Genomic DNA, 22,165 nt, shown 5'->3' on the forward strand with positions numbered 1-22,165 from the left:
ATCAGGAAGGCGGCGGGCCATCGGGCGGACGGTCGGTAAACCAGACATGGCCCTCACGGACCGAGTCCGGAGCGGGCCGGCCGGCGGCATCGCGAGCCGGGGCGTAGCGGTAGCGGCGCTGGATCAGGCGGCAGCTGGTTTCATCGAGGTCGGCATTGCCGCTGCTCTGGACGATGCTGCACTGGCTGACCCGGCCGTTGGCGCCGATGTCGATCCGCACCACCACACGGCCGCCGATGCCGGCGCGCCTCGCGGCCCGCGGATAATCCCGGCGGTACAACTCGCCCTCCAACAGCCGCGCCCGCTGCCTCAGGCCGCCGCCGCCGGTGCCGTCGCCCTGGCCACCGCTGCCCGTGCCGGTGCCGATCCCGCCCGCGCCGGTGCCCGGACCGGGAACGGGGGCCGCGCCGGTCGAGCTCTCTCTGCCCTGCGCCGGCACGGGCGCGGCAACCACTGGTGGCGGCACCTCCAGCCGGACCTTGGGCTCGGGCGCGACGACCGGAGTGGCTTTCGACTTGAGATTCTGCGGCGAGGCCTCGCCCTCCGGCGCTTCGGTTCTTTTCTCCGCCGGGATGACCTCCTCGATCGGCGGAGGAGGGGGATCCATGATGTTGAACAGCCTCAGCGTCTCCGATGCGCGCTGCGTCACATCAATGCCGAGACCGGTGACGAATGCGTAACCGAGCAGCGCGTGGAAGGCCGCGACGGCGGCCGCCGACTTGATCCGGTCGCTGTTGCTGGCCTGGTCCATCCCTGCACTGCCGTTACCCGTGGGTGCCGCGAGCATGACTCGGCAGACATGACCCACGAATGAAGAACGCATGGCCTCGCCGATCGCTTCCCCCGGAGAAGCTCTCTCGGGGCCGCGCCCGAATATCGTGCCGAACCCGATCCGAGCTTCGCCACCTTCGGCCCCAAGACCCGCCGCCAGTCCGTCGCTCTGCTAGGACCTCAGCGCGCAGGCGACGGAGGAGCTGGTGACGACCCTCAGGATCTCGGGATCGTCGACCTCCCGCACCCGATCGATAGAGCGCGCCACCGTCAGCCGCCGTTCGCTCCGTTCCCGCTTCAGATCCTCCGAGAGGGCGGAGATCTTCTGGAGCTGGACCAGGCTCAGCCGGTCGACCCAGCGCTTCGCCATGCAGTCCGCCATCGGCCGCGACAGGCCGGCATCGGCGAGGCGGGCGGCGACCCGGCCTTCGAAGGGCTGCGCGCAGGCGGCGACGAGCAGCGGCAGGATGAGGGCGAGGCGGCGCATCGGCGGCTCCTTTCCGGGGTGCGATAGGCCTCGTCTTCGGATAAGCCAATCGCCGCGTCGGGATCGATTTGCGGGCGCCATGGTTGAAACATGAAGGTTGCGGAGCGTGGCGATGAAATCTGTGCGTGCGGTGTTGGTGCTTGGGTCGGTGGCCGTCCTGATCGGCTGCGTGCCGAAGCGCGAGACGCCGGCGCCGCCGCCTGTCCAGCAGCCCCAGGCATCGCCGCGGCCGCGCCCGGCACCGCCGCCCCCGCCGCCAGCCGCGGCCGACTGGAGCCTTGTCGCACTTACGCCCGGCGCCTGGGTCTACAGCAACCAGGGCGGCACCAGCCAGGCGCAGTTCGGCGCCGCCAACAGTGAGGCACAATTCAGCGTCCGCTGCGACCGCGGTTCCCGCCAGGTCTCGCTCTGGCGTGAGGGGCGGGCGAGCGGCAACATGATGACTGTCCGCACCTCCTACGGCGCGCGCAACCTGCCCGTCTCTTTGCAGGCCGAGCCGCTGCCTTATGTCCATGCGACCGTGCCGGCGAGCGACCGCCTGCTCGACCAGATCGCCTTCAGCCGCGGCCGCTTCACCGTCGAAGTGCCGGGCCAGACGATGCTGGTCATCCCCGCCTGGCCCGAGCCGGCCCGGGTCGTGGAGGATTGCCGGGCCTAGCGCCCTGCCAGCGCGTTCGCGATGCGGGTGGCGAAAGCTTCGGCGATCCGCTCGCGGACCCCGCCGCGGGTGGCGAGGCCGATCAGGCCGCTGCTGCGGGCATTGACGTCGACATAGAGCTGGCCGAGCAGCTCGTCCGTGCCCGCGTCGCGGATGAAGACGGTGCCCGCCAGCCGATCCTCCTTGCCGAACATCGCTGCGCCGGCGCTGGCCGTCTGGAGATCGTCGATCTCGAGCAACAGCTTGAGCTCGCGCTCGTTCGTGAGACCCAGCTTGCGGGTCGCATCGCGGATCATGTCCGGCAGCAATTGTGCCAGCGGAGCCGCCTCATACCCCTCGTCGCCCGATCGGCTCGCCCGCTCGTCGAGCGCGGCCACCGACGCGCGCGCAGCGGGCTGAACGACCATCTCCACCTTCGTCACCTGGCTCGCTCCGACGATCGACCGCGACAGCGGCAGCACCTGCTGCGTGCGGCTGGTGCAGGCGCAGAGCAGCAGGGCCAGGAAAAGGATCGAAAAACCGGAAAGCCGCAAGGTGGGAAGCCTCTTCAGAGGCGCCGGTCGGGCCGGCAGGCGGAAGCCAGGAATCCTAGCGTCAAACTAATTCATTACAAGCCTTGATCGGCGACTCGGCCCGACTCATAGTTGCCTCCTCTTCAACAAGCGAAAGGAGGTGATCCGATGTCTCATGGTCCAGCAAGAGGCGCGGTTCTGCTCGTTCGGGGGACGAAAGCCTAGGCTTTCTAGTGGTCCTCCGGGCTGGAGCATCCGGCCGCTGACCATGTCGGAGGGTCGTCGGGCAAGTCCGCCCGGCGACCCTTCAACGCATTTGGAGCCCCGATGTCGCAGCTGCGCCGGCACTCCTCGAATGTCGCTAATCTTTACGAAACCAATCCGCTTTACCACGGTGAACCGCAGCTTTGCGTCGTGGCACGATCATTGCTGCCCAGTTTCCGGGGGCCTGTTGAGGTCCGCTTTACGCGAGGATCGCTCCGCTTGCTCCGGCAGGCGGAGCGGTTTTCGTTATGGGCTTCGGATCAGCGCCGGCCGAGATTCTGGATGGCGACGTAGCGGCCGGTCTGGGGACCGCGCGTGATCTTCAGCCAGGTGGAAGGCGTTGCGTCCGCCACCTCCACCACCTCTCCCCTGATGAGGATGTTCTTCGGGACGGTGTCGAGGACGGCGCCGCTCGTGCTCGGCGTCGCCCTTATATTGACCTGTCGCAGCGTCCGATGAGAGGGCTCGTACGCACCGCGGGGATAGATCGGCCTCGGCGCCAGCACAGGGACGACCAGGACGGCCAGCAGGAGCGCGACCAGCGCATAAGCCGCCGCCGGCCTGAAGTTCCGCCGCGCAGCCGCGTATCCGGTCGGGCGAGGTGCGTATTCGCGTTCCGGCTGGGCCTCAGGCGCAGGAGCCGGCTCTTCAGCTTCCTCTGCGTAACCACTCCTCTGGAGCGGCCACGGCGCGGTCGGTCTGGCTGCCTCCAGGCGCCAGTCCAGTCGCGCCTGCCAAGACTTGAGCAGCTTGCCGACGGCGCTGCGATTATATTGCTCGACCAGCGCCGGGATGCGCAGGAGATCGACCGCCCACCAGATCAACAGGCCGCCCAGGCTCAGCCAGAACAGCGCCTGGATCACGGGGCGGCGGAGATAGAGGTAGTGGGAACCGAGGCAGAGCCAGGCCAGATAGGCGTAGCGACGCTTCTTGCGTCCGCCTTCGAGCCGGTCCGCCAGCTCCTCGCTGTCGAACGCGCCGCCGGCAGTCAGCAGATCGGCATCACTCAAGGCCCGCATGGCTTGCTCTTGCTCCCGCACAGCGCATAGAAAATCGCTGTGTTAGAACATTAATACAGGAGCGCTCGCGCTGCAACTCTCTCCTGCGGACGTCAGCCCGAGCAGCGCCGGGCAATGCGGCCTTGCCACAGCACGATCAGCGGCACCGCCACGAGTTCCATCACCAGGCCGAATTGGTGGCCGCGGCTGGGCGGTCCGACCTCGACCAGGGACCAGAGGCGGGCGAGGCCGCCGACGAGGATGACCGCGCCCAGTGTGAGGAAGATCGTGCGGTGCCTCTCGATGCGCGGGATCGAGGCGACGAAAACGATGCCGATGCCGAGCAGCAGGCCGGAAAGGTAGCGATAATGGCTGTCGAGATCGATCGGGAAGGGCGGGTCCATGCCCTTGATCACGTCGGCGCCCTTGAGGATGCTGAGGCCGCCCATCGACAGCGGCACCAACGAGGCGAGCGCCACGCTCGCCTGCAGCAGCCGCCGCTCGAGGTCAGGCGTCACGCTTCATCCTCCCGGCGCGGACATATTCCTCCCGCACCCGGACGACGCGGGTCGAGATCGTCACCTCGAGGAAGAACAGCAGGAGCCCGAGGGTAAGCGCCGCCATCACCGCGATGAACAGCACGGCGACCGCGAAGGCGAAGCTGGTCGCACCCATGCTGCCGAAGAAGAGCAGGCTGACCATGACGCAGACGAGAACGGCCGAGATGGTGCACATGGCGATCGCCCACTGGCTGATGCTGAGCCGCCGCGACAGCACCGCCAGCTCGCCGACATCGTCGCGGCGGCGCTGCTCGTCGGCGGTGAGCACGTCCTCTTCGAGCGCACGGACGCGGTCGACGATGCGGGCGAGGCGGCCGGTCATGACGTTGAGCAGGCTGCCGATGCCGACGAGCAGGAAGACCGGCGCGATCGCCAGCTGGATGATCTCGGCGATCGATGCGATGCCCGCCCCGTTCATGGGATCCTGATTGGGCCGTGGCGGGGCGGCGCGTCAACCGCGGCTTACCGGATCGTCACTTTTGCCGGCTAAGCCGCTGCCGATCCTGGAGAAGCGAAACACCAAGTTGCACGGACTAACAGCCAGAACCTCCGGTCCGGACGTCGACGTGCGGGTGGCGAGCGGAATAGACGCGGGCCTCGACGAGGTGGCCGCGCATGCCGATCCGCGCCACGCCTTCCTGCGCAAGGCCTGGTTTGAGGCCGCGGCGGGGGAGGGTGCCACGACACTCATCGCCTCCAACTCCAGAGGCCTCGTCGCAGCACTTCCGAGCGTCAGGGCGGCGCCCCTCGTGCGGGCGGTGCCCGGCAGCTACTGGCCGATCCGCAGCTTCCCGATTGCCGCCGATGCCGACGATGCGGAGGTTGGGGCATTCCTCGCCAGCCCGGTGACCAAGGCGGCGCTCGGCTGGGCAGTACGCATCGGGCCCGCCAACGCCGATGACCCCACCGTCAGCCGCATCCGCCGCGTGGCTCCCGGCGCCGGCTGGCAACTGCTGGAGCGGCGGATCGCGACCAGCTTCACAATGGACGTCGGCGAGGCGCGGGCGTCGGGCGGCTGGCCGCGCTCTTCGACGCTGAAGAAGAATCGCCAGCACGAGAAGCATCTCGCCGCGCACGGCGCGGTCGAGTGGCGTTTCGCGTCCGGCGGCGATTGGACGCCCGAGCTCTTCGACGATCTCGCAGCTATCGAGCGCAGAAGCTGGGTCGGCGAGACGCGAGGCGCCGACGCCAAATTCCTTGACGCCAATCGCCGCGCCCTCTGGGAGAGAGCGGCGCAGGACCCCGCGCTCGCGGCGATGATGCATGCGGGCCTCCTCTACATAGACGGAAAGCCGGCCGCGTTCAGCTTCGGCATCGAGGCGGGCCGCACCCGCTACTGCATCGCCAACAGCTACGATCAGGCCTTTGCCCGCCACAGCCCCGGCAAGCTGCTGGCCTACCGCACCTATATCGACGCCGCCGGGCGCGGCATCCAGATCCTCGACGACGGTGCCGGCGACGGCGGCCACAAGAGCATCATCGGCGAGGTGCCCGGGCCCGACATCATCGATTGCCTGCTGGTCCGGGGGCGGCTGGCGGCCGCGCTGCTGCGCCCGCTCTGGGAGCGCTCTGCCCGATAGCGGCTTGCCAGGCGCCGCCGTGTCCGTGCAGTGGCTCGAACATGAAGCGGATCGTCATCCTGCTCGCCCTCCTCACAGGCTGCGGGCCTGCGCCTCAACCGGACCAACCGGACACGCTGCCCACGCCGTCCGGCCCACCGGCCGCACAGCAGCCGGCGCCTCAGCCGCTCGAGGCGGCACCGGCCCCGACCTCCACGTGGGAGAGTGTCGTTGCCGGGGGTACGATGGAGCTGAGGCTGGTCGAGCGCGGCGACGCCCGCATGGAAGTCGCATGTCTTGCTTCGCCGGCGCGCCTGACGGTCGAAGTGCCCGGCTTCACCGCCATCGGGAGCGAGGATCGCTTCAGCCTCGGCCTCGGCGAGGAGCCGGTGACGCTGGTGGCGGATTTGTCCCGTCCAAACGGCGTCGCGGCTGAGGGGCCGATCCCCGCCAATCTGGAGGCGCTGCTTCGGAATGCCGGTCAGGTCACCGCCCTCTACGGCACCCAGCGGATCGGCCCGGTAGAGCCGCCGCCTCCCCAGCTCATCGACGCCTTCGCCGAAGCCTGCGAAAGGCTCTCCGGCTAGGCACGAAAAAGGGCGCGCTCCACCTTCGGAACGCGCCCTTCCCAAAGCGTCGAACTTAGTAGCTCGTGCTGGTGCCCGCGCCGGTCGTCGAGGACATATCCTCGTGGAGGCGGCGGAAAGTGTCGCGGCCCTCGCGGACCGAGTCGTAGCAGCTCTGGATGAGGCTGCGGGTCTCGGTCGAGAGCTGGTCGTCACGCAGCGCGGTTTCCCACTTGCCGTTGAGGTAGCTCTCGCCGTGATCGACCTCGGCGATGACGGCGGCGTCGTCGCTGCCCGTCACCTTGTCGCGCAGCGAGAGGAAGGCGCGGTGGGCGGCGGCGAGCACGCTGCCGTCATCCTCCGGATTGCCGCCGAGCTGGCGGACCTGGTCGCGCAGCTGCGAGACGACCTGCTCGCGCTCGTTGGCGCGCTCCAGGAAGGCGGCGCTGAAGCGGCTGTTGGTCGCCTCCTGGGCCGAGCGGCGGTAGCCGTCGACGCTGTCGATCGTCGTCTCGATCAGGCTGTTGAGCACGCTGATGTCATGGCTCTTGTCGAACATGGTTTTACTCCTGTGGGTGGAAATCCGGTGACGTAACGCACCGGCAACGAGAAGGGTGCGGCCGGCTCGACAAATGGGGGCGGGGAACGGGCGTGTCGCCGGGCGCGTTCATCCCGTCGAGCAAAGGCAAGGAGGCTTCAGGTGCAGGAGCGACCGACCGGTCCCGAAGAGAGCGAGCGCGGCAAGCCGGCTTCGTTCGATCCGAAGAGCGGCGAAGTGCATGGCAGCGGCTCGGGCGCGGGCGGCGGCGGCAATCCGCGCGAGGATTATGACAGCGACACGATGGCGGGCGCCGGCGAGGAGCCTCCGCACGGCCCGCGCCCGATCGACCGCGCGGTGAAGCGCCCGATCGATTTGGACGAGGGCGTCTGAGATGGACGGCAAGGGCCATCCGCTCCCCGAGAGCGACGAAGCGCGCCACAACGAAATCCCCGAGGATCTCGAGAAAGCGAAGGGCCGCGGCGAGGAGGGGCGCGAGGTCGTCACCCCCAACCCCACCGGCGTCAATCCTGACGGCGAGCCCTATCGCTACGACGATCTCGGCCGCGGGCCGGGCGATCACGAGCCCGCCCGCTAAGGACGATTTTCAAGGAGAGACGATATGACCAATCAGCAGAATAGCGGCATCCAGGACGCGGATCAGCTCAGAGGCCGCGATCTTCAGCAATCGCAGGAGACCGGCGAGCGCGGCGGCGACTTCACGCGCGACCAGATGCAGGAAGGCACGGGCGGCGAGCAGATGGGCGGCGGCCCCTCGCAGAGCGACATGGCCGCGCCGGGCGGCAGCAGCGGCGGCGGCGGTTACGGCAATGCCCAGAACCAGGCCAATCACCAGGGCCAGCAGCAGGCACAGGTTGGCTATGGCAACAGCCAGGAAGGCGGCCAGAGCCGCGGCGAAGCGTATGACGAGCAGCAGGGCGGCGGCCGCGGGAGCGGGAGCATCAGCCAGCAAGGCGGCTCCGATCCCGCCGAGAACCTGCAGCTCGACCAGCAGGCCGACGAGCTGCTGCAGGACCAGCAGCAGCATCAGGATCGCGGCCAGGGCAGCTTCGAACGGGACGAAGAGCAATAACGGCACGCCGCGCCTGAGCGACGTCTCGCCAAGACTGCGGGAGCGCGAACGGAACTGTTCGCGCTCCCGCACGTCTGTTACGGGTCAGTTATGAATCAGGCTGGAGACGGCAAATGGCTAAGGACAAATCCGACAATCAGGGCGGTGCGAACGGCGACCAGTCGGGCACCGAACGCATTCCGGCGGCGCTGAAGGAATTCGGCCAGAAGGCGGCCGAGCTCGCCCAGAACCCGATCGCCCGCAGCGTGATCGCAGCCGGGCTGGTCACGGCCGCAGCGGCGCTTACCGCCAACCAGAAGGTAAGGGACACGGCGAAGAAGACGGCCAAGGATGCGGCCGACGCGACCGAGGAAGCGGCCGCCAACGCCAGCCGGATCGGCGAGCAGCTCGTCGCCGCCGCTACCGACACCTTCCGGCGTGTCTTCAACCTCGATGAGGGCGGCAGCAGCTCGAGCGGCGGCGGCTCCCGCGCCTCCGGCTCGGAAGAACCGCTTTCGACGCCGCGGAAGCGCAGCAGCGGCGGCAAGGCCGGCAGCGGCGGAAAGGCGAAGAGCGCAGCGAAGAAAGCATCTGGCGGCGCCAAGGCTGCCAGCGCCAAGTCGGGCGGTAAGAGCAACGCTGCCAAGGCCAAGAGCACATCGGGTGCCGCCAAGAGCGGCGGCTCCCGGCGCAAGGCCTCGGGCGGAAGTGAAGGCGGCGGCGGCTCGCCAAGCAGCGGCAGCTAAAGACCAAGTGTCCTGCGTCATCCCGGCGAAAGCCGGGATCTCAGTGAGAAACTGCGCCGGCGCCTTCTCGTCCTGAGACCCCGGCTCGCCGGGGTGACGGGTTCTCTGGATGCCCTAAAGCGGCCGTCCCGCCGCGCAGCGCTCGAATTCCACGGGATCGTGGGCGCAGATGACGCGCACCTTGTCGCGCTTCTCCACTGAAAGGCGGCGCACCCTTTTCTGGTTGGCGAGGCGGAGCCTGCGGTCGGTCTCCATCATCGTCTGGTAGAGGCGCAGGCCCGGCGTGCACTTGCGCTGCCGGCGCCGCACCTCGTGCCGGTAGAAATAGGCGTCGCCCGCGTGGAGCAGCCAGCCGTCCTCGTCCTGCACGGCGATCCCGGCATGGCCCCAGGTGTGGCCGGGGAGCGGCACCATCAGGATCTCGGGCGGCAGGCCGTCGAGATCGCGGACCGCCTCGAAGCCGAACCACGGTTCGCCCTTGACGCCGTAGCGCTTCCAGTTGCGGATCTCGTCAAACTGCCGCGGCCGGTAACGGTTGCGCGGCACAAAGCCTTCGCGCGGGCCGGTCGCCGCCTGATATTCCTTGTCCATCAGGTGCACGGTCGCGTGCGGGAAATCCTCCAGCCCCCCGGCATGGTCGAAATCGAGATGGGTGAGCACGATGTGGCGCACGTCGCCGGCCTTGTAGCCCAGCGCTTCGATCTGGCGGATCGCGGTCTCCTCCTCGCGCAGGCGGATGTTGAGCATCGCCCGCATCACCGGCGTGATGCGCGGCTCCGGCGGCTCATGCGGATGATGGACGTCCCTCAGGCCATAGCCGGTGTCGATCAGCACCAGCCCGTGGGACGGCGTCTCGACCAGCAGGCAATGGCAGACCAGGCGGCCGAGCGGGCTGACGCTGCGGCCGTCGAAGAAGGCCCCGCCGAACGGGCAGTCGGTGCCGCAATTGAGATGATGGATGCGCATGGAGGCGCAACGAGAAAGGGCCGCGGATGGTCCGCGGCCCTTTCGAAAAATTCACTGCCTCAGGTTAGCGAAGCAGCCCGGCCTCCAGATACTGGGAGGGCGGATTATTCGCTCAGCGGCAGCGGAAGCCGCGGCTCTTGTCGACTTCGCGGCCGAGCAGCGCGCCCGCCGCGGCGCCGGCGATGGTGCCGACCGTGCGGTTGCGGCCGCCGTCAATGGCCCGGCCCGCCAGCGCGCCGGCGGCGCCGCCGATGATCAGACCAGTGGTCCCGTTCTTGCGGCGGCAGCGGAGGCGCCCCTGGTTATCCCGCCAGGTCTTGCCGTGATAATAGCCGTCCCGCTGCGCGAAAGCCGGGCTCGGCACCGCAACCGGCATGGCGAGGCTAGCCGCGACGGCGGCCATCATGATCTTACGCATACCCCTAATCCTTCTGTCGTTATTCGGATGGAACAACGCGGCGCTTGTTGCATGGGTTTCATGAACCCAAAACAACAAGGGCGAAGGCCGGGGTTCAGCCGCCCTCAGCCGGCGGCGAGCCGATGCTCCAGCGTGATTTCGGCATTGAGCAGCTTGGAGACCGGGCAGTTCGCTTTCGCCTCCTGCGCGATCTCGGCGAAGCGCTCCGCCTCGATGCCGGTCACCGTGGCCTCGAGCTGCAGGTCCGACCGGCTGATCTTGAAGCCGTCGCCGTCCTTTTCGAGCTTCACCCGCGCGGTGGTTTCGAGGGTGCCGTCGCTGAAGCCGGCGCGGGCGAGGCCGAAGGAGAGCGCCATGGTGAAGCAGGCGGCATGGGCGGCCGCGATCAGCTCCTCCGGATTGGTGCCGGCCTCGTCGCCGAAGCGGGTATTGAAGCCGTAAGCCTGATCGGCGAGCACGCCCGACTGGGTCGAGACGTGGCCATTGCCGTCCTTGCCGAGGCCGTCATAGCGGGCCGATGCGCTGCGGGTGAACATGTGATCCTCCTCGTTACCCGCCGCACATGGCCATGACGGCGGCGATGTGCAATCGGCGCGCGAAAGACAGGAGGAGACGGCGATTGGTGCAGGGTGATGCGGCAGCGGATGCGCTGCTGGAGCTGCTCGCGGAGCTGGAACGCCGCGGCTACGACTTCGTCGCGCCGACGCCTGCCACCCATCAGCGGGTGGTGGCGCGACCCGGGATGAGCGAGGCGCAGGACCTTCGCGGCATATTCGGCTGGAGCCTGCCTTTCGCCGCGGAAGTGCTGCCGCCAGCTCTACGCGACCTGCTGGAACGGGCGGGATCGCTCCGCCGCGAAGGCGCGCTGCTGAAGAGCGGCGTGCGGGTGGCGCGGATCCACGGGCGGCTGTTTCTCCATTCGCCCTTCCCGACGGAAGCGGAAGACGCGGTCTTCTTCGGACCCGATACGTATCGCTTTGCCGATTTCCTCCGGAGCGAGCTGCCGCGAGGAGGGCGCGCCACCCGGCTGGTCGATCTTGGCGCCGGCAGCGGCGCCGGCGGCATCCTCGCCGCGCCTTACGTGCCGGGCGCGCGGATCACCCTGCTCGACACCAATCCAAGGGCGCTGCGGAAGGCGGCGATCAATGGGCGCCATGCCGGCGTGGAGGTCGAGCTAGTGGAAGGCGAGAGTATCGACGCCGTGGCCGGTGCGGTCGACCTCATCATCGCCAACCCGCCCTACATGATCGATCCGTCCGACCGCACCTATCGCAACGGCGGCAGCATGCATGGTGCGGCGCTGTCGCTCGACTGGGGCCTCGCCGGGGCGCGGCGGCTGGAGCCGGGGGGGAGGATGCTGCTCTATACGGGCGTCGCGATCGTCGATGGGCGGGACCCCTTCCGACACGAATTGGAGCGGGCGCTGCCGGGGCTAGGCTGCACATTGCGCTATCGCGAAATTGATCCGGACGTGTTCGGGGAGGAGCTGGAGACGCCGGCTTATGCCGACGTCGAGCGGATCGCGGTGGTGGGAGCGGTGATCGAGAGAAAATAAAGGGCCGCTCCAGGGCGGGGAGCGGCCTTTCGCATTTTTTGGGAAAAGTTCAGCCGGCGACGGTGACGTCGACCTTTTCCACCCATTCCGGGTAGAAAGCCGGCTCGCGGTTCGACCAGCCCGGCGCGGTCGCGGCGGCTTCGCTGATCGACTGGAGCAGAACGCGGCGCTTCTCCGGGTGGAGGTGCGGGAGCGCGGCAGCGGCGCAGAAGGCACCGGGGAGCCACGGCCGCACCGCCGCGCCGATCAGCCGCTCGTAGAGGAAGCGGAACGACGCGAAGTCGGGAAGGCGGTCCTGGCCGAGATCGAAAGCGGTCATAGTGACGAGCGGGCCCATCAGCGGCTCCATCGCCTCCAGGCCGCTGTCGTCCGGCACATAGTCGCGGATATGATCGAGGCGCTGGTAGATGCGGGCCTGGGCGCGGATGCTGGCGGCTTCGGCGACGTCGCGCGACCAGCGCTTGATCGCGTCCCGGCGGCCGAGCCCCACGTCGAGCGAGCGGCGGATATAACGCTGCGTCGCCTTCGAGAAGCTCGCGAATTCCTTCATTTCGGCCAGGGTCAGCGCTCCATCCGCTGGCTTCGTGTTCGTGGCCATGATCCCACTCCTCTTGCCCTTCGCGGAGATCATGCGCCCAAACGACTTTCCAAGCGCTTAACCAGAAATCCGCTCCCCGTTCATAAAGTGAATCAGAGAAACGGCGGGGTCGCAACTTGTTTTAACGATAATTTTCGGGCGAGCGGCGCGACTGTCACATGCGTGCAACAGCGGGACAGCGGGAAGCGCAAGAATCTGCGGCATTTACCCCTGGCAAGCCGCTTATCCACAGAAAGCGGCTTATCCACAGCTAATTAGCGGCGAGTGCTCAGATCAGGTTGGGTGTGCCGAAAGCGGATCCTCGTCGTCGACGCCGGAAGCGGTCGCACCGGACACGTTGTCGGGAGGGGTGTCGCTCTGATTTCCGGCCTTGGGATCGGGCGGCGCGACGGACATCTTCGCCATCGCCTTCTCGTCGACCGGGTTCTTGATTTCGACCATCGTGCGCCTCCTCGCTGATGCGAGAGCAACGTGGCGCGGCGTCAATCGATCCGTTCGACCTTGACCGCCTGGTTCCTGAGCTCGGCGGTGCCGAAGATGGTCATGAAGCTGATGTCGGCGGCATCCCGGCCGATGCCGATCCGGGCGAGCCCCTCGATCGGGGCGAGGCCGGTCGGGTCGACGAGGTGCCAGCCGCCCTGGAGATAGACTTCGACGACGGCGTGGAAGTCAGGCGGGTCGAGCTGCCAGGCATAGGCGCTCACCATCCGCGCCGGCACGCCGAGCGTCCGGCAGAAGCTGATCATGACATGGGCGAAGTCGCGGCAGATGCCCTTTTTCTGCTGGAAGGTATCGACCGAGGTGGTTTCACCGTCGCTGCTGCCGGGCGTGTAGGCGATGTTGGTCCGAATCCATTCCGCCATGGCCAGCGCCTGCGCGCCGCCCTGGAGGCTGCCGAACGTCTCCAGCGCGAAATCGCGGGCCTTGTCGGCGCGGCAATAGCGGCTCGGCCAGAGGAACGGGATGACGAGCCCGGGCAGCTCCCGCAGCGGCGCGGCGGGGATTTGGGCGATGTCGGGCAGCGGCCGGTCCACGTCCACCGTCGCGGTGTAATGGGCGAGGAAATCGCCTTCGCCGGCGGCCCAGGTGCGGCGGCCGATGCTCTGCTGCCCTTCGACGGGCGTGAGCGGGGTGCCAGTGGATACGGTGAGCTTGTCTTCGACCAGCAGCTGGTCGGGGAGCTGCGCCACCTCCAGCGCCAGCAGCACGTCGGCGGGCGCGGGGAAATAATAATCCAGCGTCGCGTCGATCCTGAGCCGCATAGCCTCGCCCTTTCGTGAACCGACTCGCCAGCACCCTGCCGAGGCGCCGGACCCTATAAGCACGTCCTGTTTCGACCAACCTGCCGGTTTTTTCTGCAAACGGCATGTTGGCTGCGGCGTTCGGCGATTCCACCGGCTAAGAAGGGCCGATGGCGTCACTTACCTTGCCGCGTCCCCAGGGCCGGTTTTCGGATTTCCCGCTCGCGGTCAAGTCGATCCTCGGCTTCTGGTTCTTCTATTTCGCGACGGTGATGCTGCGCGCGCTGGTGATCGGCCACGGCATCAACGAGATGCTGCTGAGGCGCTCGGCCGGCATCCTCGTCGGGGTCGCGCTGACCTTCCTCGTCTATCTCGCGCTTCGGTTGGTTGCGAACCGCGCCAGCCTGTCGCGCATGATCACCGTCGCCGCGGTCGCGTCGGTGCCGGCGGCTTTGCTTTACTCCGCGTTCAACTTCAACGCCTTCTTCCTCTACGAGCCGCTGGTGCAGCGCCAGGTGGCGCGCGGCGCGGCGCGGCAGGCAGATGTGCGCCAGGTCGTGCTGCCGGGCGGGCAGACGATGCAGGTCAACGCGCGCGAGCTGCTGCTGCGCGAGGCGCCCCGCACGATCGCCGACGGCGCCGTCACCTGGTATTTCTTCTTCGGCGCCTGGGCGTCCTTCTATGTGGCGATGAGCGCCGGCAACCAGCTCCGCCTGGCGGAACGGCGCGCTTCCGATGCTGAACGGGCGGCGCAGTCGGCGCAGCTTCGGGCGCTGCGCTACCAGGTCAATCCGCACTTCCTGTTCAACACGCTGAACAGCCTCTCCTCGCTGATCATGACCCGGCGCGAGGAGGAGGCGGAGAAGATGATCCTCAGCCTCTCCAACTTCTTCCGCTCGACGCTGACCATCGATCCCGCCGCCGACGTGCCTCTGGCCGACGAGATCCGCTTCCAGATGCTCTATCTGGACATCGAGAAGGCGCGTTTCCCGAACCGGCTCCGCGTCGACATCGAGATCCCGCCGGCGCTCCGCAACGCCCGCATACCTGCCTTGCTGCTGCAGCCGGTGATCGAGAATGCGATCAAATATGGCGTCGCCCGCGCCAAGAACGTCGTGACCCTGACCATCCGCGGAACCGAGGAGGAGGGTCGGGTGAAGCTGGTGATCGAGAACGATGCGGGCGCGGTCGAGCGCGTCGAGGCCGAGCATGGCACCGGCGTCGGCCTCGCAAATGTCCGCGACCGCCTGCTGGCTCGCTTCGGCGATGCGGCGAGCTGCCGATACGGGCCGATTGAAGGTGGAGGATTCCGGGTGGTGCTGACGATGCCGGTGGTGCGCAATGACTGAGGCGAAACCGCTGAGGGTGCTGGTGGTGGACGACGAGCCGCTCGCGGTCGAGCGGCTGCAGGTGCTGCTGACGCGCTTTACCGACGTGACCTTGGTCGGGACGGCTTCGGATGGCGATGCGGCGCTGCGCATGGTCGAGGGCGTCGCGCCGGACGCGCTGCTCCTCGACATCGCCATGCCGGGCATGGACGGGATGGACGTGGCGCGCGCCCTGTCCCGGCTGGAGACGCCGCCGCTCGTCATCTTCGTGACCGCTTTCGACACGTTCGCCGTCGGTGCGTTCGATCTCGAGGCGATCGACTATCTGATGAAGCCGGTGACGCCGGAGCGGCTCGCCCGCGCGCTGGAGCGTGCCCGCGAGCGCCTCGGCGGCCCCCCACAGCCCAAGGCGCCCGAGCAGCAGTCGCGCCACATCGAGGAATTCTGGGTGTCGGAGCCGAGCGGGCTGGTCCGCCTCGCCGCGCGCGACGTCGACCGGATCACCGCCGAGCGCGACTATATGCGGCTCCACGCCGGACAGCGCAGCTGGCTGATCAACCACACGATCGGCAAGCTTGAGGAAGAGCTCGATCCCACCCAGTTCGTCCGGCTGCACCGTTCCGCGATCGTCCGCCGCGACTATGTGGTCGGCCTCCGCCGCGACGAGAGCGGCCGCTGGTATGCGCGCTTCCCGACCGGCGAGGAGCAGAAGGTCGGCCGGCTCTACCTCCACAATGCGAAAGAGCTCGCCGGGCGGAAATAGCTCGGCGAGCTCTTGCAGGAGCCGCGACAGAAGGGGGTTCTAGCGCGCGCGCCTGGCAAGTGCGATGCGGACCGTCGGCCCGCTGAGGGCGGAGATCTTGGCGTCGGCGTCGGCCATAACTTCGGTGCGGCAGCTGTCGTAGCCGGTATACAGGCGGAGCTCGCGCGGCTGCTGGCCGCAGATCTCGCCCATTGCCCTCACAACCCTGCGATTGAGCTGGGCCTTGCCGTCGACGCTGGCGAGGTTGAGGTCGCCGACCTGTACCTCGACGCTCATCAGCTCGTCCTGCGCGAAAGCCGGCGTGGCGAGGAGGAGGGCCGAAGCTCCGATGGCGGCGAGAGTACGTGCGATCATGTCCTGTCTGCCTGTCTGATGTCGGGTGCGACGCAAGGCCCGCCGATCGAGGGATGAAGACGACCCTGAAGCCCTGCGCCGCTGATCCTGGATAACCCGCACCCGGGTTCAAAGCGCGCGCGGATCGACGTAAAGGCCGCAGATTTCTGCGGAATGCGGGCGGTGCCGACGAAGCGACTCCCGGCTCCGACGAACGTGCCAGAGCCGCAACGAGGACGCCGCGATTCAGGCTGCGGGGGCGATTGTCGCCGGCTCCTCGGCGGTCACCTGCCGCGCGAATCCCGTGAGGTCGTCCAGCACCGGCGCCTTGCCCCGGAACAGCCGCGACAAAGCGGTGATGATCCCGACATGGCCGATCCGGTCATAGGTGCGCGTCTCGACCGGCACGCCTGCGCGGCGCAGCGCAGCCGCGAGGTTGCGGGCGTTATGTGGCCCGACCAGATCGTCCTTGCCTGCGACGAGCAGCAGTGACGGCGGGTCGCCGGCGCTTGCGAAGCGCACCGGCTGCGTCGCCGCCGGGTCGGCCGCCTCTCCGAACGCGGCCCGGCTCGCCGGCTGGTCGAAGGGGAAGAAGTCATAGGGGCCGGCAAGGCCGACAAAGCCCCGCACCGCCGCCCGATCCTGCCCGAGCCAACGCTGGTCGAGGCTCAGCATGGCGGCATTGTAGGCGCCCGCCGAATGGCCGGCGAGAACGATGCGGCCGGGATCACCGCCGTGCCGCGCGGCATGGGCCCGCACCCATCGCACCGCCGCTGCGCCGTCTTCCAGAAACGCAGGAAAACGCACTTCCGGCACCAGCCGGTAATCGGGGATCGCGACCAGGAAGCCGCGGGAGGCGAGCGCACGCCCGACGAAGGCATAGCCAGCCTTGGTGCCCGAGTTCCACGACCCGCCATAGAAGAAGACGATGACCGGCAGGGGCGCCTCGCCTCGCCTGCGCGGCGCATAGAGGTCCAGCCGTCCGCGGGGGCCTTCGCGGAATATCTGGTCCTTGGCGACGATGGCGACGCCGCCATCCTTCGGCACCAGCGCATTGAAGGTCTTGAGCGGGGAGCAGCTCGCGGCGAGCAGCAGCAGGAGCGGGGAGAGGGAACGGCGCATCTCTCCTGCGATAGCCTCCGCCGCAGCACTTGGGGAGAGGCGCAACGCTTGCCGCCGAGCCTCGTTGAAGCCGCACAAGGAGAAGCAAGATGCGCGACAACAGCGGCAACGGAAAAAGCAGCAACAACAACCACAACCCGACGCTCAAGGATCATGAGCGGGAGAAAGGCGTCAGCGGCGAGGCGATCCAGGGCGAGCAGAAGTCGAAGGGATCGGACAAGCAGCGCACCGAATCCCGCACCGACGCCAACGTGAACTGAAGAAAGAGGCGGCGGAGCATCGCTCCGCCGCCTGCCGCAGCCGCTGAAGAGCCAGTTCAGCGACTGGCGGCGATGATGACTTGCGGCCGGTGCCCGGCGAGCACCTTGTCGACCTGCGGCCGCGCCGACGCGAACGCCTCGGTCCGGCAGCCCTGCACGACCTTGTGTTCGTTGAGCGCCGGGCTCCTCTCGACGCCGCACACTTTGCGAACGGCGGCGCGCACCCGCTGATGAAGCTGCTGCTGGCCGTCGGTGCTGGCCAGGTTGAGGTCGCGGTAGGGCACGGCGGCGGTCTCGTAGACCAGCGCCGGCTCGGCCGCGAACAGGGGAGTGGAGGTGGAGACCACAGCGAAGGCTGCGGCGGCGGCGAGTGCGATAGACACCAGCTTTGACATGTTCGTTCCTTCCAGACTGCGGTGGTTCGACAGACCGCCCCGGCCCGGGAACTTCAGCCGAGACGGCCTGCCGATGAGTGGTGCGTAACCAGCCCGCGGCGGCAATGCGCGCCCTCTGCGACCGGGGTCCGATGGGCTCGGCGAAGGGCTTTCGGACGCGACGAACGGCCGGGGCGGCGCGACGAAGGTCGAGCGCCCGCAACGAAGAATCCGCTTGCCGCAGGCGCGGCGAATCGGTAGTGGCCCGTTCCAACGTATTAACACGGTGTAACAAGCCGATGCCCACCGCGCAGAAAAGCAGGATCGAACCTAGTCGCGACCGCGACGTGCTGGCGCGCGACCTTTGCGCCGCTTTGCTGACGCCGGAGACGGCCGCGGAGATGTCCGCACTGCTCGCGGATCTCTGCACCCCCGCCGAGGTGCGCACGCTCGCCGAGCGCTGGCACGTCGCCCGGCTGCTCGAGGAAGGCGAGCTCTCCTATCGCGAGATCCATGACGCGACGGGCGTCAGCACGACCACCATCGTTCGCGTCGCCCGCTTCCTCCGCCAGGAGCCGCACCAGGCCTATCGCAAGGCCATCCAGCGGGTCGGGGGCGGCGAATGATCTCGGAAGGGCGCCTCCACCTCGCCATCCAGAAGTCCGGCCGGCTGTCCGAGCTCAGCCGGGGCCTGCTGCGCGATGCGGGCCTGCGCATCCAGAACGGCAAGAACGACCTTGCCGCGCGGGTCGAGAACTTCCCGATCGACCTGATGTTCGTCCGCGACGACGACATTCCGACCTTCGTCTCCGATGGCGTCTGCGAATTCGGCATCGTCGGCCGCAATGTGCTCGACGAATTCGCGCTGGGCGAAGCGGAGCCGCGCTTCGAAGTGGTGGCGACGCTCGGCTTCGGCCGCTGCGCGTTGAAGCTCGCCGCACCCGAACGGCTGCCCTACGACGGACCGGAGAGCCTGGCCGGCGCCCGCATCGCCACCTCCTATCCGCGTATCCTGCAGGATTTTCTCGACCGCGCCGGCGTCGCCGCGGCCGTGGTGAAGATGAACGGAGCGGTGGAGCTGGCGCCGCGGCTCGGCATCGCCACCTTTGTCTGCGATCTCGTGTCGACCGGTGCCACCCTGGAGGCGAACGGGCTGCGGCCGGTGGAGACCGTGCTCGAAAGCGAGGCGGTGCTGATCCGCACCTTGAAGCCCCTGCCCGGCGACAAGGCGGAGCTTGCCGGGCGCCTGCTCGGCCGCATCGACGGCGTGCTCGCCACCCAGGATTCAAAATATATAATGCTCAATGCGCCGGAGGAGGCGCTGGACGAGATCGCCGCCATCCTGCCCGGCGCGGAATCGCCGACGGTGATCCCGCTGGTCGGCCGCCCCGGCCACTTCGCCGTCCACGCCGTCTGCCAGGAATCGGTCTTCTGGGAGACGCTGCAGAAGCTCAAGGGCGCCGGCGCCTCGGCGATCCTGGTGATGCCGATCGAAAAGATGATGATGTGATGCGGCGGCTCGACTGGAGCGGTCTCGGAGAGGCCGATCGGCGCGCCGCGCTGGCGAGACCGATCGCGCGGCGGGACCCGGCGCTGCTCGCTGCCGTGCGCAGCATTGTCGACGAGGTCCGGGAGGGCGGCTGGCCCGCCCTTTCCAGCATCGCCGAGCGGATCGACGGAGAGGCGCCGCGGCGGGTCGAGACGGCACCCGTTGCCGCCCAGGCGCGCCGCACTCTCGCGCCCGAGCAGATCGAGGCGATCGAACTCGCCCATCGGAATATCGAGGCCTTTCACCGCGGCAGCGTCCCGGCCGAGCATGCGGTGGAGACGATGCCGGGCCTCCTCTGCCGCAAGGTCTGGCGCCCGCTCGACCGTGTCGGCCTCTACATACCCGGCGGCAGGACGCCGCTCTTCTCGACCCTCGTGATGCTCGCCATTCCCGCGCGCGCCGCACGCGTCGAGGATATCGTCGTCGTCACCCCGCCACGGCCGGGCGGTGGCCTCGATCCGGTCGTCGCTCTGGCCGCCGAGCTGTGCGGCATCGAAGCGGTCTGGACGCTCGGCGGCGCGCAGGCGGTGGCGGCGCTCGCCTTCGGTGTCGGCGACATCCCGCCGGTCGCGAAGATCTGCGGGCCCGGCAACGCCTGGGTCGCCGAAGCCAAGACCTATGTCGCTGGTCTGCCCGGTGGCCCGGCGATCGACATGCCGGCCGGACCCAGCGAGCTGCTGGTGATCGCCGACGACAGCGCGGACCCGCGCACGGTTGCCGCCGACCTGCTCAGCCAGGCCGAGCATGACCCAGCCGCGCAGGTGCTGCTGGTCACCACTTCCGCTTCGCTTCCCGGCATCGTCGCGCAGGAGCTGTCGAAGCAACTCCCGCTCCTGCCGCGCCGCGACATTGCCGAGACTTCGCTCGCACAAGGACGGACGATCCTCGTCCGTTCGCCTGCCGAGGCGGTGGAGGTGGCGAACGCCTATGCGCCGGAGCACCTCTCCCTCGCCGTTGACGACGTTGAGCCTTTGCTCCCGCGCATCCGCAATGCCGGCGCCGTCTTCGCCGGTCACAACGCCGCGGAGACGTTCGGGGATTATCTCGCCGGCAGCAGCCACGTCCTTCCGACCGACGGCGCGGCGCGGAGCTGGAGCGGCGTCTCGGTCCACACCTTCCTCAAGGCGATGACCATCCAGCAGGTGAGCCCCGGCGCCGCCCGCGCCATCGCCGCCCCCGCCGCGGCTCTCGCGAGGCTCGAAGGGCTGGAAGCCCATGCCCGCGCCGGCGAGGCACGGCTGGAGCGCGCCGCATGACGAGCCTGTTGCAGCGCCTCGCCCGTCCGGAGATCCTGGCCTTGCCGCCGGTGGACATCGCCGCCCAGGCGAACGAAATCTTCTCTTCGGGCGCGATCAAGCTCGACGCCAACGAGAACCCGTTCCCGCCGCTGGTCGAGGGCAGCCTCGCCGCCAACCTCAACCGCTACCCCGAGCCTCAGCCGGCGGAACTGCGGCGGGTGATGGCCGCGCTCTACGCCGTCGGGCCGGAGAATCTGGTCGTCACCCGCGGCGCGGACGATGCAATCGACATCCTGATCCGCACGTTCTGCCGCCCGGGCGTGGACGCGATCTCGATCTGCCCGCCGACCTTCTCGGCTTATGCCCAGTTCGCCCGCCTCCAGGGCGCCGGGGTGATCGAGGCACCTCTTAACGCCAGCTTCGACTTCGATCCCGATGCTTTCCTCGAGGCTGTGAGCGGCCGAGCGGAGCTGAAGCTGGCCTTCATCTGCTCGCCCAATAACCCGACCGGCAACCCGGTCCCGCCTAGCGACATCCTGCGGGTTGCCGAAGCGCTGCCGGACACGATCATCGTCCTCGACGAAGCCTATATAGAGTTTTCGGAGATGGAGAGCCTCGCCGCCGAGGCCGCGCGTCGCCCGAACCTGGTCGTCCTGCGCACTCTCTCAAAGGCGTACGGCTTGGCGGGTGCGCGCATCGGCTGCGCGATCGGCACTCCGGAACTGATCGCCCTCATCTCGCGCGCTCTGCCGCCATATCCGCTGCCGACCCTTGCCATCCAGGCGGCGCTGGTCGGGCTTTCGCCCTCACGCCGTCCCGTCCACCGGCAGCGAATCGAGCAGATCAAGGCCGACCGCGAGCGCCTCGCGTCCGCGCTCGCCGCCTCCCCGATCGTGAAATCCGTCCGCAGCGGCGGCGGCAACTTCCTGTTCCTCGAAGTAGACGACCCCGAAGCGCTGGCGAGGAAGCTGCAGGCCCTCGGCATCCGCATCCGGTTCCGGCCCAACGCCGCTCCTGGCGGCGTCCGCCTGACGATCGGCACCGACGCGGAGAATGAGGCCGCCCTCGCCGCCTTCGGCATCGAAGTCGAGGTCGCACCCGCACGCCGCGGAGAAATCGTGCGGGACACGAAGGAGACGAAGATCGCCGTCGCCATCGACCTCGACGCCGACGCCCCCCGCAGGATCGACACCGGCATCCCCTTCTACGATCACATGCTCGACCAGGTCGCCGCGCATGGCGGCTTCTCGCTGACGCTCGCCTGCGACGGCGATCTCGACATCGACGCCCATCACAGCCTGGAGGACTGCGCCCTCGCATTCGGCGCGGCCTTGGGCAAGGCGCTCAGCGATCGGCGCGGCATCGGCCGCTTCGGCTTCTCGCTGCCGATGGACGAGACCGAGGCTCACGTCCTCATCGACCTCTCCGGGCGCTCCTACAGCGTCTTCGAAGGCACGTTCGAGGCAAGCCATATCGGCGCCTATCCGACCGAGATGACGCGCCACATCTTCCGCTCCTTCGCGGACAGCCTCGGCGCCGCCATCCACGTCCGCGTGTCTGGCGAGAACGACCACCACAAGACCGAAGCCTGCTTCAAGGCCTTCGGCCGCGCCCTCCGCCAGGCGGTGAAGCGCGACGGCGATGCGCTGCCCAGCACCAAGGGCGTCCTGTGAAAACCTCTTATCCTCC

At 68.4% G+C, this 22,165-nt stretch carries 31 protein-coding genes; 15 read left to right on the plus strand and 16 right to left on the minus strand.

What is annotated here, in order from left to right; translation table 11 throughout:
- Nucleotide 1 precedes the first annotated feature (1 nt).
- Entirely contained in the window at nucleotides 2-751 is a 750-nt protein-coding gene (locus AC5JBD_RS05830) for an energy transducer TonB (RefSeq protein WP_495720816.1), read from the minus strand.
- A 192-nt stretch (nucleotides 752-943) separates the two neighbouring features.
- On the minus strand, nucleotides 944-1,258 hold the full coding sequence (locus AC5JBD_RS05835) for a hypothetical protein (protein WP_495720817.1): 315 nt from the start codon (nucleotides 1,256-1,258) through the stop codon (nucleotides 944-946).
- 112 nt (nucleotides 1,259-1,370) lie between these two features.
- On the opposite strand from AC5JBD_RS05835, the gene AC5JBD_RS05840 reads away from it, so the two are divergent.
- Entirely contained in the window at nucleotides 1,371-1,916 is a 546-nt protein-coding gene (locus tag AC5JBD_RS05840) for a hypothetical protein (protein WP_495720818.1), read from the plus strand.
- On the opposite strand, the gene AC5JBD_RS05845 is transcribed toward AC5JBD_RS05840, so the two are convergent.
- The 4 genes from AC5JBD_RS05845 to AC5JBD_RS05860 form a co-directional block, all read right to left on the minus strand.
- Nucleotides 1,913-2,449, minus strand: coding sequence for a hypothetical protein (locus tag AC5JBD_RS05845; RefSeq protein WP_495720819.1), 537 nt, complete (start codon nucleotides 2,447-2,449; stop codon nucleotides 1,913-1,915). The genes AC5JBD_RS05840 and AC5JBD_RS05845 overlap by 4 nt on opposite strands.
- Nucleotides 2,450-2,952: 503 nt before the next feature.
- Complete coding sequence (locus AC5JBD_RS05850; protein WP_495720820.1) at nucleotides 2,953-3,711, minus strand: hypothetical protein; 759 nt, start codon at nucleotides 3,709-3,711, stop codon at nucleotides 2,953-2,955.
- 92 nt (nucleotides 3,712-3,803) lie between these two features.
- Complete coding sequence (locus tag AC5JBD_RS05855) at nucleotides 3,804-4,208, minus strand: DUF4345 domain-containing protein (RefSeq protein ID WP_495720821.1); 405 nt, start codon at nucleotides 4,206-4,208, stop codon at nucleotides 3,804-3,806.
- A complete protein-coding gene (locus AC5JBD_RS05860) occupies nucleotides 4,198-4,668 on the minus strand; it encodes a DUF2721 domain-containing protein (RefSeq protein WP_495720822.1) in 471 nt (156 codons plus the stop codon). Before AC5JBD_RS05860 ends, AC5JBD_RS05855 begins: the two co-directional genes overlap by 11 nt.
- Before the next feature lie 106 nt (nucleotides 4,669-4,774).
- Between AC5JBD_RS05860 and AC5JBD_RS05865 the strand changes: the two genes are divergently transcribed.
- On the plus strand, nucleotides 4,775-5,830 hold the full coding sequence (locus AC5JBD_RS05865) for a GNAT family N-acetyltransferase (RefSeq protein ID WP_495720823.1): 1,056 nt from the start codon (nucleotides 4,775-4,777) through the stop codon (nucleotides 5,828-5,830).
- Between the two features lie 41 nt (nucleotides 5,831-5,871).
- Nucleotides 5,872-6,396 (plus strand): hypothetical protein, encoded by a 525-nt coding sequence (locus AC5JBD_RS05870; RefSeq protein WP_495720824.1) that lies wholly within the window; start codon nucleotides 5,872-5,874, stop codon nucleotides 6,394-6,396.
- Nucleotides 6,397-6,451: 55 nt separating this feature from the next.
- On the opposite strand, the gene AC5JBD_RS05875 is transcribed toward AC5JBD_RS05870, so the two are convergent.
- The gene (locus tag AC5JBD_RS05875) at nucleotides 6,452-6,934 is read right to left on the minus strand and encodes a ferritin-like domain-containing protein (RefSeq protein ID WP_495720825.1); all 483 of its coding nucleotides are present in this window, start codon (nucleotides 6,932-6,934) and stop codon (nucleotides 6,452-6,454) included.
- Between the two features lie 141 nt (nucleotides 6,935-7,075).
- On the opposite strand from AC5JBD_RS05875, the gene AC5JBD_RS05880 reads away from it, so the two are divergent.
- The 4 genes from AC5JBD_RS05880 (at nucleotide 7,076) to AC5JBD_RS05895 (ending at nucleotide 8,731) form a co-directional block, all read left to right on the plus strand.
- A complete protein-coding gene (locus AC5JBD_RS05880; RefSeq protein ID WP_495720826.1) occupies nucleotides 7,076-7,306 on the plus strand; it encodes a hypothetical protein in 231 nt (76 codons plus the stop codon).
- A 1-nt stretch (nucleotide 7,307) separates the two neighbouring features.
- A complete protein-coding gene (locus tag AC5JBD_RS05885; RefSeq protein ID WP_495720827.1) occupies nucleotides 7,308-7,511 on the plus strand; it encodes a hypothetical protein in 204 nt (67 codons plus the stop codon).
- A gap of 24 nt (nucleotides 7,512-7,535) precedes the next feature.
- The gene (locus AC5JBD_RS05890) at nucleotides 7,536-8,006 is read left to right on the plus strand and encodes a hypothetical protein (RefSeq protein ID WP_495720828.1); all 471 of its coding nucleotides are present in this window, start codon (nucleotides 7,536-7,538) and stop codon (nucleotides 8,004-8,006) included.
- 113 nt (nucleotides 8,007-8,119) lie between these two features.
- Complete coding sequence (locus AC5JBD_RS05895; protein WP_495720829.1) at nucleotides 8,120-8,731, plus strand: hypothetical protein; 612 nt, start codon at nucleotides 8,120-8,122, stop codon at nucleotides 8,729-8,731.
- A gap of 114 nt (nucleotides 8,732-8,845) precedes the next feature.
- Here AC5JBD_RS05895 and AC5JBD_RS05900 read toward each other — a convergent pair whose 3' ends face one another.
- From AC5JBD_RS05900 to AC5JBD_RS05910, 3 genes are all read right to left on the minus strand, one after another.
- Nucleotides 8,846-9,697 (minus strand): MBL fold metallo-hydrolase, encoded by an 852-nt coding sequence (locus AC5JBD_RS05900; RefSeq protein WP_495720830.1) that lies wholly within the window; start codon nucleotides 9,695-9,697, stop codon nucleotides 8,846-8,848.
- Nucleotides 9,698-9,809: 112 nt separating this feature from the next.
- Nucleotides 9,810-10,115 (minus strand): glycine zipper 2TM domain-containing protein, encoded by a 306-nt coding sequence (locus tag AC5JBD_RS05905; protein WP_495720831.1) that lies wholly within the window; start codon nucleotides 10,113-10,115, stop codon nucleotides 9,810-9,812.
- A 104-nt stretch (nucleotides 10,116-10,219) separates the two neighbouring features.
- A complete protein-coding gene (locus AC5JBD_RS05910; protein ID WP_495720832.1) occupies nucleotides 10,220-10,651 on the minus strand; it encodes an OsmC family protein in 432 nt (143 codons plus the stop codon).
- 86 nt (nucleotides 10,652-10,737) lie between these two features.
- Between AC5JBD_RS05910 and AC5JBD_RS05915 the strand changes: the two genes are divergently transcribed.
- Complete coding sequence (locus AC5JBD_RS05915; RefSeq protein WP_495721193.1) at nucleotides 10,738-11,670, plus strand: methyltransferase; 933 nt, start codon at nucleotides 10,738-10,740, stop codon at nucleotides 11,668-11,670.
- A 49-nt stretch (nucleotides 11,671-11,719) separates the two neighbouring features.
- On the opposite strand, the gene AC5JBD_RS05920 is transcribed toward AC5JBD_RS05915, so the two are convergent.
- The 3 genes from AC5JBD_RS05920 to AC5JBD_RS05930 all read right to left on the minus strand — a co-directional run bounded on the left by AC5JBD_RS05920 (nucleotide 11,720) and on the right by AC5JBD_RS05930 (nucleotide 13,530).
- Nucleotides 11,720-12,268, minus strand: coding sequence for a hypothetical protein (locus tag AC5JBD_RS05920; RefSeq protein WP_495720833.1), 549 nt, complete (start codon nucleotides 12,266-12,268; stop codon nucleotides 11,720-11,722).
- A gap of 273 nt (nucleotides 12,269-12,541) precedes the next feature.
- Entirely contained in the window at nucleotides 12,542-12,709 is a 168-nt protein-coding gene (locus AC5JBD_RS05925; RefSeq protein WP_495720834.1) for a hypothetical protein, read from the minus strand.
- Nucleotides 12,710-12,750: 41 nt separating this feature from the next.
- The gene (locus tag AC5JBD_RS05930) at nucleotides 12,751-13,530 is read right to left on the minus strand and encodes a transglutaminase-like domain-containing protein (protein ID WP_495720835.1); all 780 of its coding nucleotides are present in this window, start codon (nucleotides 13,528-13,530) and stop codon (nucleotides 12,751-12,753) included.
- A gap of 149 nt (nucleotides 13,531-13,679) precedes the next feature.
- Here AC5JBD_RS05930 and AC5JBD_RS05935 point away from each other — a divergent pair, with 149 nt between their 5' ends.
- Together AC5JBD_RS05935 and AC5JBD_RS05940 are read left to right on the plus strand one after the other, a co-directional pair.
- Nucleotides 13,680-14,858 (plus strand): sensor histidine kinase, encoded by a 1,179-nt coding sequence (locus AC5JBD_RS05935; protein ID WP_495720836.1) that lies wholly within the window; start codon nucleotides 13,680-13,682, stop codon nucleotides 14,856-14,858.
- Nucleotides 14,851-15,600, plus strand: a complete 750-nt coding sequence (locus AC5JBD_RS05940) for a LytR/AlgR family response regulator transcription factor (RefSeq protein ID WP_495720837.1) — start codon at nucleotides 14,851-14,853, stop codon at nucleotides 15,598-15,600. The genes AC5JBD_RS05935 and AC5JBD_RS05940 overlap by 8 nt, the downstream gene beginning before the upstream one ends.
- Before the next feature lie 39 nt (nucleotides 15,601-15,639).
- Here the strand turns inward: AC5JBD_RS05940 and AC5JBD_RS05945 are convergent, their stop codons facing one another.
- Both AC5JBD_RS05945 and AC5JBD_RS05950 read right to left on the minus strand, forming a co-directional pair.
- Complete coding sequence (locus AC5JBD_RS05945; RefSeq protein WP_495720838.1) at nucleotides 15,640-15,954, minus strand: UrcA family protein; 315 nt, start codon at nucleotides 15,952-15,954, stop codon at nucleotides 15,640-15,642.
- Nucleotides 15,955-16,179: 225 nt separating this feature from the next.
- Nucleotides 16,180-17,055, minus strand: a complete 876-nt coding sequence (locus AC5JBD_RS05950; RefSeq protein WP_495720839.1) for an alpha/beta hydrolase — start codon at nucleotides 17,053-17,055, stop codon at nucleotides 16,180-16,182.
- A gap of 89 nt (nucleotides 17,056-17,144) precedes the next feature.
- Here AC5JBD_RS05950 and AC5JBD_RS05955 point away from each other — a divergent pair, with 89 nt between their 5' ends.
- Nucleotides 17,145-17,315, plus strand: coding sequence for a hypothetical protein (locus AC5JBD_RS05955; protein ID WP_495720840.1), 171 nt, complete (start codon nucleotides 17,145-17,147; stop codon nucleotides 17,313-17,315).
- Nucleotides 17,316-17,371: 56 nt separating this feature from the next.
- Here the strand turns inward: AC5JBD_RS05955 and AC5JBD_RS05960 are convergent, their stop codons facing one another.
- Nucleotides 17,372-17,710 (minus strand): UrcA family protein, encoded by a 339-nt coding sequence (locus AC5JBD_RS05960; RefSeq protein WP_495720841.1) that lies wholly within the window; start codon nucleotides 17,708-17,710, stop codon nucleotides 17,372-17,374.
- A 278-nt stretch (nucleotides 17,711-17,988) separates the two neighbouring features.
- On the opposite strand from AC5JBD_RS05960, the gene AC5JBD_RS05965 reads away from it, so the two are divergent.
- The 4 genes from AC5JBD_RS05965 to hisC are packed head-to-tail and all read left to right on the plus strand — an operon-like array spanning nucleotide 17,989 to nucleotide 22,149.
- Nucleotides 17,989-18,315, plus strand: a complete 327-nt coding sequence (locus tag AC5JBD_RS05965) for a YerC/YecD family TrpR-related protein (protein ID WP_495720842.1) — start codon at nucleotides 17,989-17,991, stop codon at nucleotides 18,313-18,315.
- Complete coding sequence (gene hisG, locus AC5JBD_RS05970) at nucleotides 18,312-19,199, plus strand: ATP phosphoribosyltransferase (RefSeq protein ID WP_495720843.1); 888 nt, start codon at nucleotides 18,312-18,314, stop codon at nucleotides 19,197-19,199. The genes AC5JBD_RS05965 and hisG overlap by 4 nt, the downstream gene beginning before the upstream one ends.
- A complete protein-coding gene (gene hisD / locus AC5JBD_RS05975; protein ID WP_495720844.1) occupies nucleotides 19,199-20,494 on the plus strand; it encodes a histidinol dehydrogenase in 1,296 nt (431 codons plus the stop codon). Before hisG ends, hisD begins: the two co-directional genes overlap by 1 nt.
- A complete protein-coding gene (hisC, locus tag AC5JBD_RS05980) occupies nucleotides 20,491-22,149 on the plus strand; it encodes a histidinol-phosphate transaminase (RefSeq protein ID WP_495720845.1) in 1,659 nt (552 codons plus the stop codon). Before hisD ends, hisC begins: the two co-directional genes overlap by 4 nt.
- Nucleotides 22,150-22,165: the final 16 nt, after the last annotated feature.

It is taken from the genome of Allosphingosinicella sp., from assembly GCF_059502505.1.

Coding starts and splice junctions, on each gene's coding strand:
- AC5JBD_RS05830 (WP_495720816.1), bottom strand. CDS start 751: ATGGACCAGGCCAGCAACAGCGACCGGATCAAGTCGGCGGCCGCCGTC.
- AC5JBD_RS05835 (WP_495720817.1), bottom strand. CDS start 1,258: ATGCGCCGCCTCGCCCTCATCCTGCCGCTGCTCGTCGCCGCCTGCGCG.
- AC5JBD_RS05840 (WP_495720818.1), top strand. CDS start 1,371: ATGAAATCTGTGCGTGCGGTGTTGGTGCTTGGGTCGGTGGCCGTCCTG.
- AC5JBD_RS05850 (WP_495720820.1), bottom strand. CDS start 3,711: ATGCGGGCCTTGAGTGATGCCGATCTGCTGACTGCCGGCGGCGCGTTC.
- AC5JBD_RS05860 (WP_495720822.1), bottom strand. CDS start 4,668: ATGAACGGGGCGGGCATCGCATCGATCGCCGAGATCATCCAGCTGGCG.
- AC5JBD_RS05870 (WP_495720824.1), top strand. CDS start 5,872: ATGAAGCGGATCGTCATCCTGCTCGCCCTCCTCACAGGCTGCGGGCCT.
- AC5JBD_RS05875 (WP_495720825.1), bottom strand. CDS start 6,934: ATGTTCGACAAGAGCCATGACATCAGCGTGCTCAACAGCCTGATCGAG.
- AC5JBD_RS05885 (WP_495720827.1), top strand. CDS start 7,308: ATGGACGGCAAGGGCCATCCGCTCCCCGAGAGCGACGAAGCGCGCCAC.
- AC5JBD_RS05890 (WP_495720828.1), top strand. CDS start 7,536: ATGACCAATCAGCAGAATAGCGGCATCCAGGACGCGGATCAGCTCAGA.
- AC5JBD_RS05895 (WP_495720829.1), top strand. CDS start 8,120: ATGGCTAAGGACAAATCCGACAATCAGGGCGGTGCGAACGGCGACCAG.
- AC5JBD_RS05900 (WP_495720830.1), bottom strand. CDS start 9,697: ATGCGCATCCATCATCTCAATTGCGGCACCGACTGCCCGTTCGGCGGG.
- AC5JBD_RS05905 (WP_495720831.1), bottom strand. CDS start 10,115: ATGCGTAAGATCATGATGGCCGCCGTCGCGGCTAGCCTCGCCATGCCG.
- AC5JBD_RS05910 (WP_495720832.1), bottom strand. CDS start 10,651: ATGTTCACCCGCAGCGCATCGGCCCGCTATGACGGCCTCGGCAAGGAC.
- AC5JBD_RS05920 (WP_495720833.1), bottom strand. CDS start 12,268: ATGGCCACGAACACGAAGCCAGCGGATGGAGCGCTGACCCTGGCCGAA.
- AC5JBD_RS05925 (WP_495720834.1), bottom strand. CDS start 12,709: ATGGTCGAAATCAAGAACCCGGTCGACGAGAAGGCGATGGCGAAGATG.
- AC5JBD_RS05930 (WP_495720835.1), bottom strand. CDS start 13,530: ATGCGGCTCAGGATCGACGCGACGCTGGATTATTATTTCCCCGCGCCC.
- AC5JBD_RS05935 (WP_495720836.1), top strand. CDS start 13,680: ATGGCGTCACTTACCTTGCCGCGTCCCCAGGGCCGGTTTTCGGATTTC.
- AC5JBD_RS05940 (WP_495720837.1), top strand. CDS start 14,851: ATGACTGAGGCGAAACCGCTGAGGGTGCTGGTGGTGGACGACGAGCCG.
- AC5JBD_RS05945 (WP_495720838.1), bottom strand. CDS start 15,954: ATGATCGCACGTACTCTCGCCGCCATCGGAGCTTCGGCCCTCCTCCTC.
- AC5JBD_RS05950 (WP_495720839.1), bottom strand. CDS start 17,055: ATGCGCCGTTCCCTCTCCCCGCTCCTGCTGCTGCTCGCCGCGAGCTGC.
- AC5JBD_RS05955 (WP_495720840.1), top strand. CDS start 17,145: ATGCGCGACAACAGCGGCAACGGAAAAAGCAGCAACAACAACCACAAC.
- AC5JBD_RS05960 (WP_495720841.1), bottom strand. CDS start 17,710: ATGTCAAAGCTGGTGTCTATCGCACTCGCCGCCGCCGCAGCCTTCGCT.
- AC5JBD_RS05965 (WP_495720842.1), top strand. CDS start 17,989: ATGCCCACCGCGCAGAAAAGCAGGATCGAACCTAGTCGCGACCGCGAC.
- hisG (WP_495720843.1), top strand. CDS start 18,312: ATGATCTCGGAAGGGCGCCTCCACCTCGCCATCCAGAAGTCCGGCCGG.
- hisD (WP_495720844.1), top strand. CDS start 19,199: ATGCGGCGGCTCGACTGGAGCGGTCTCGGAGAGGCCGATCGGCGCGCC.
- hisC (WP_495720845.1), top strand. CDS start 20,491: ATGACGAGCCTGTTGCAGCGCCTCGCCCGTCCGGAGATCCTGGCCTTG.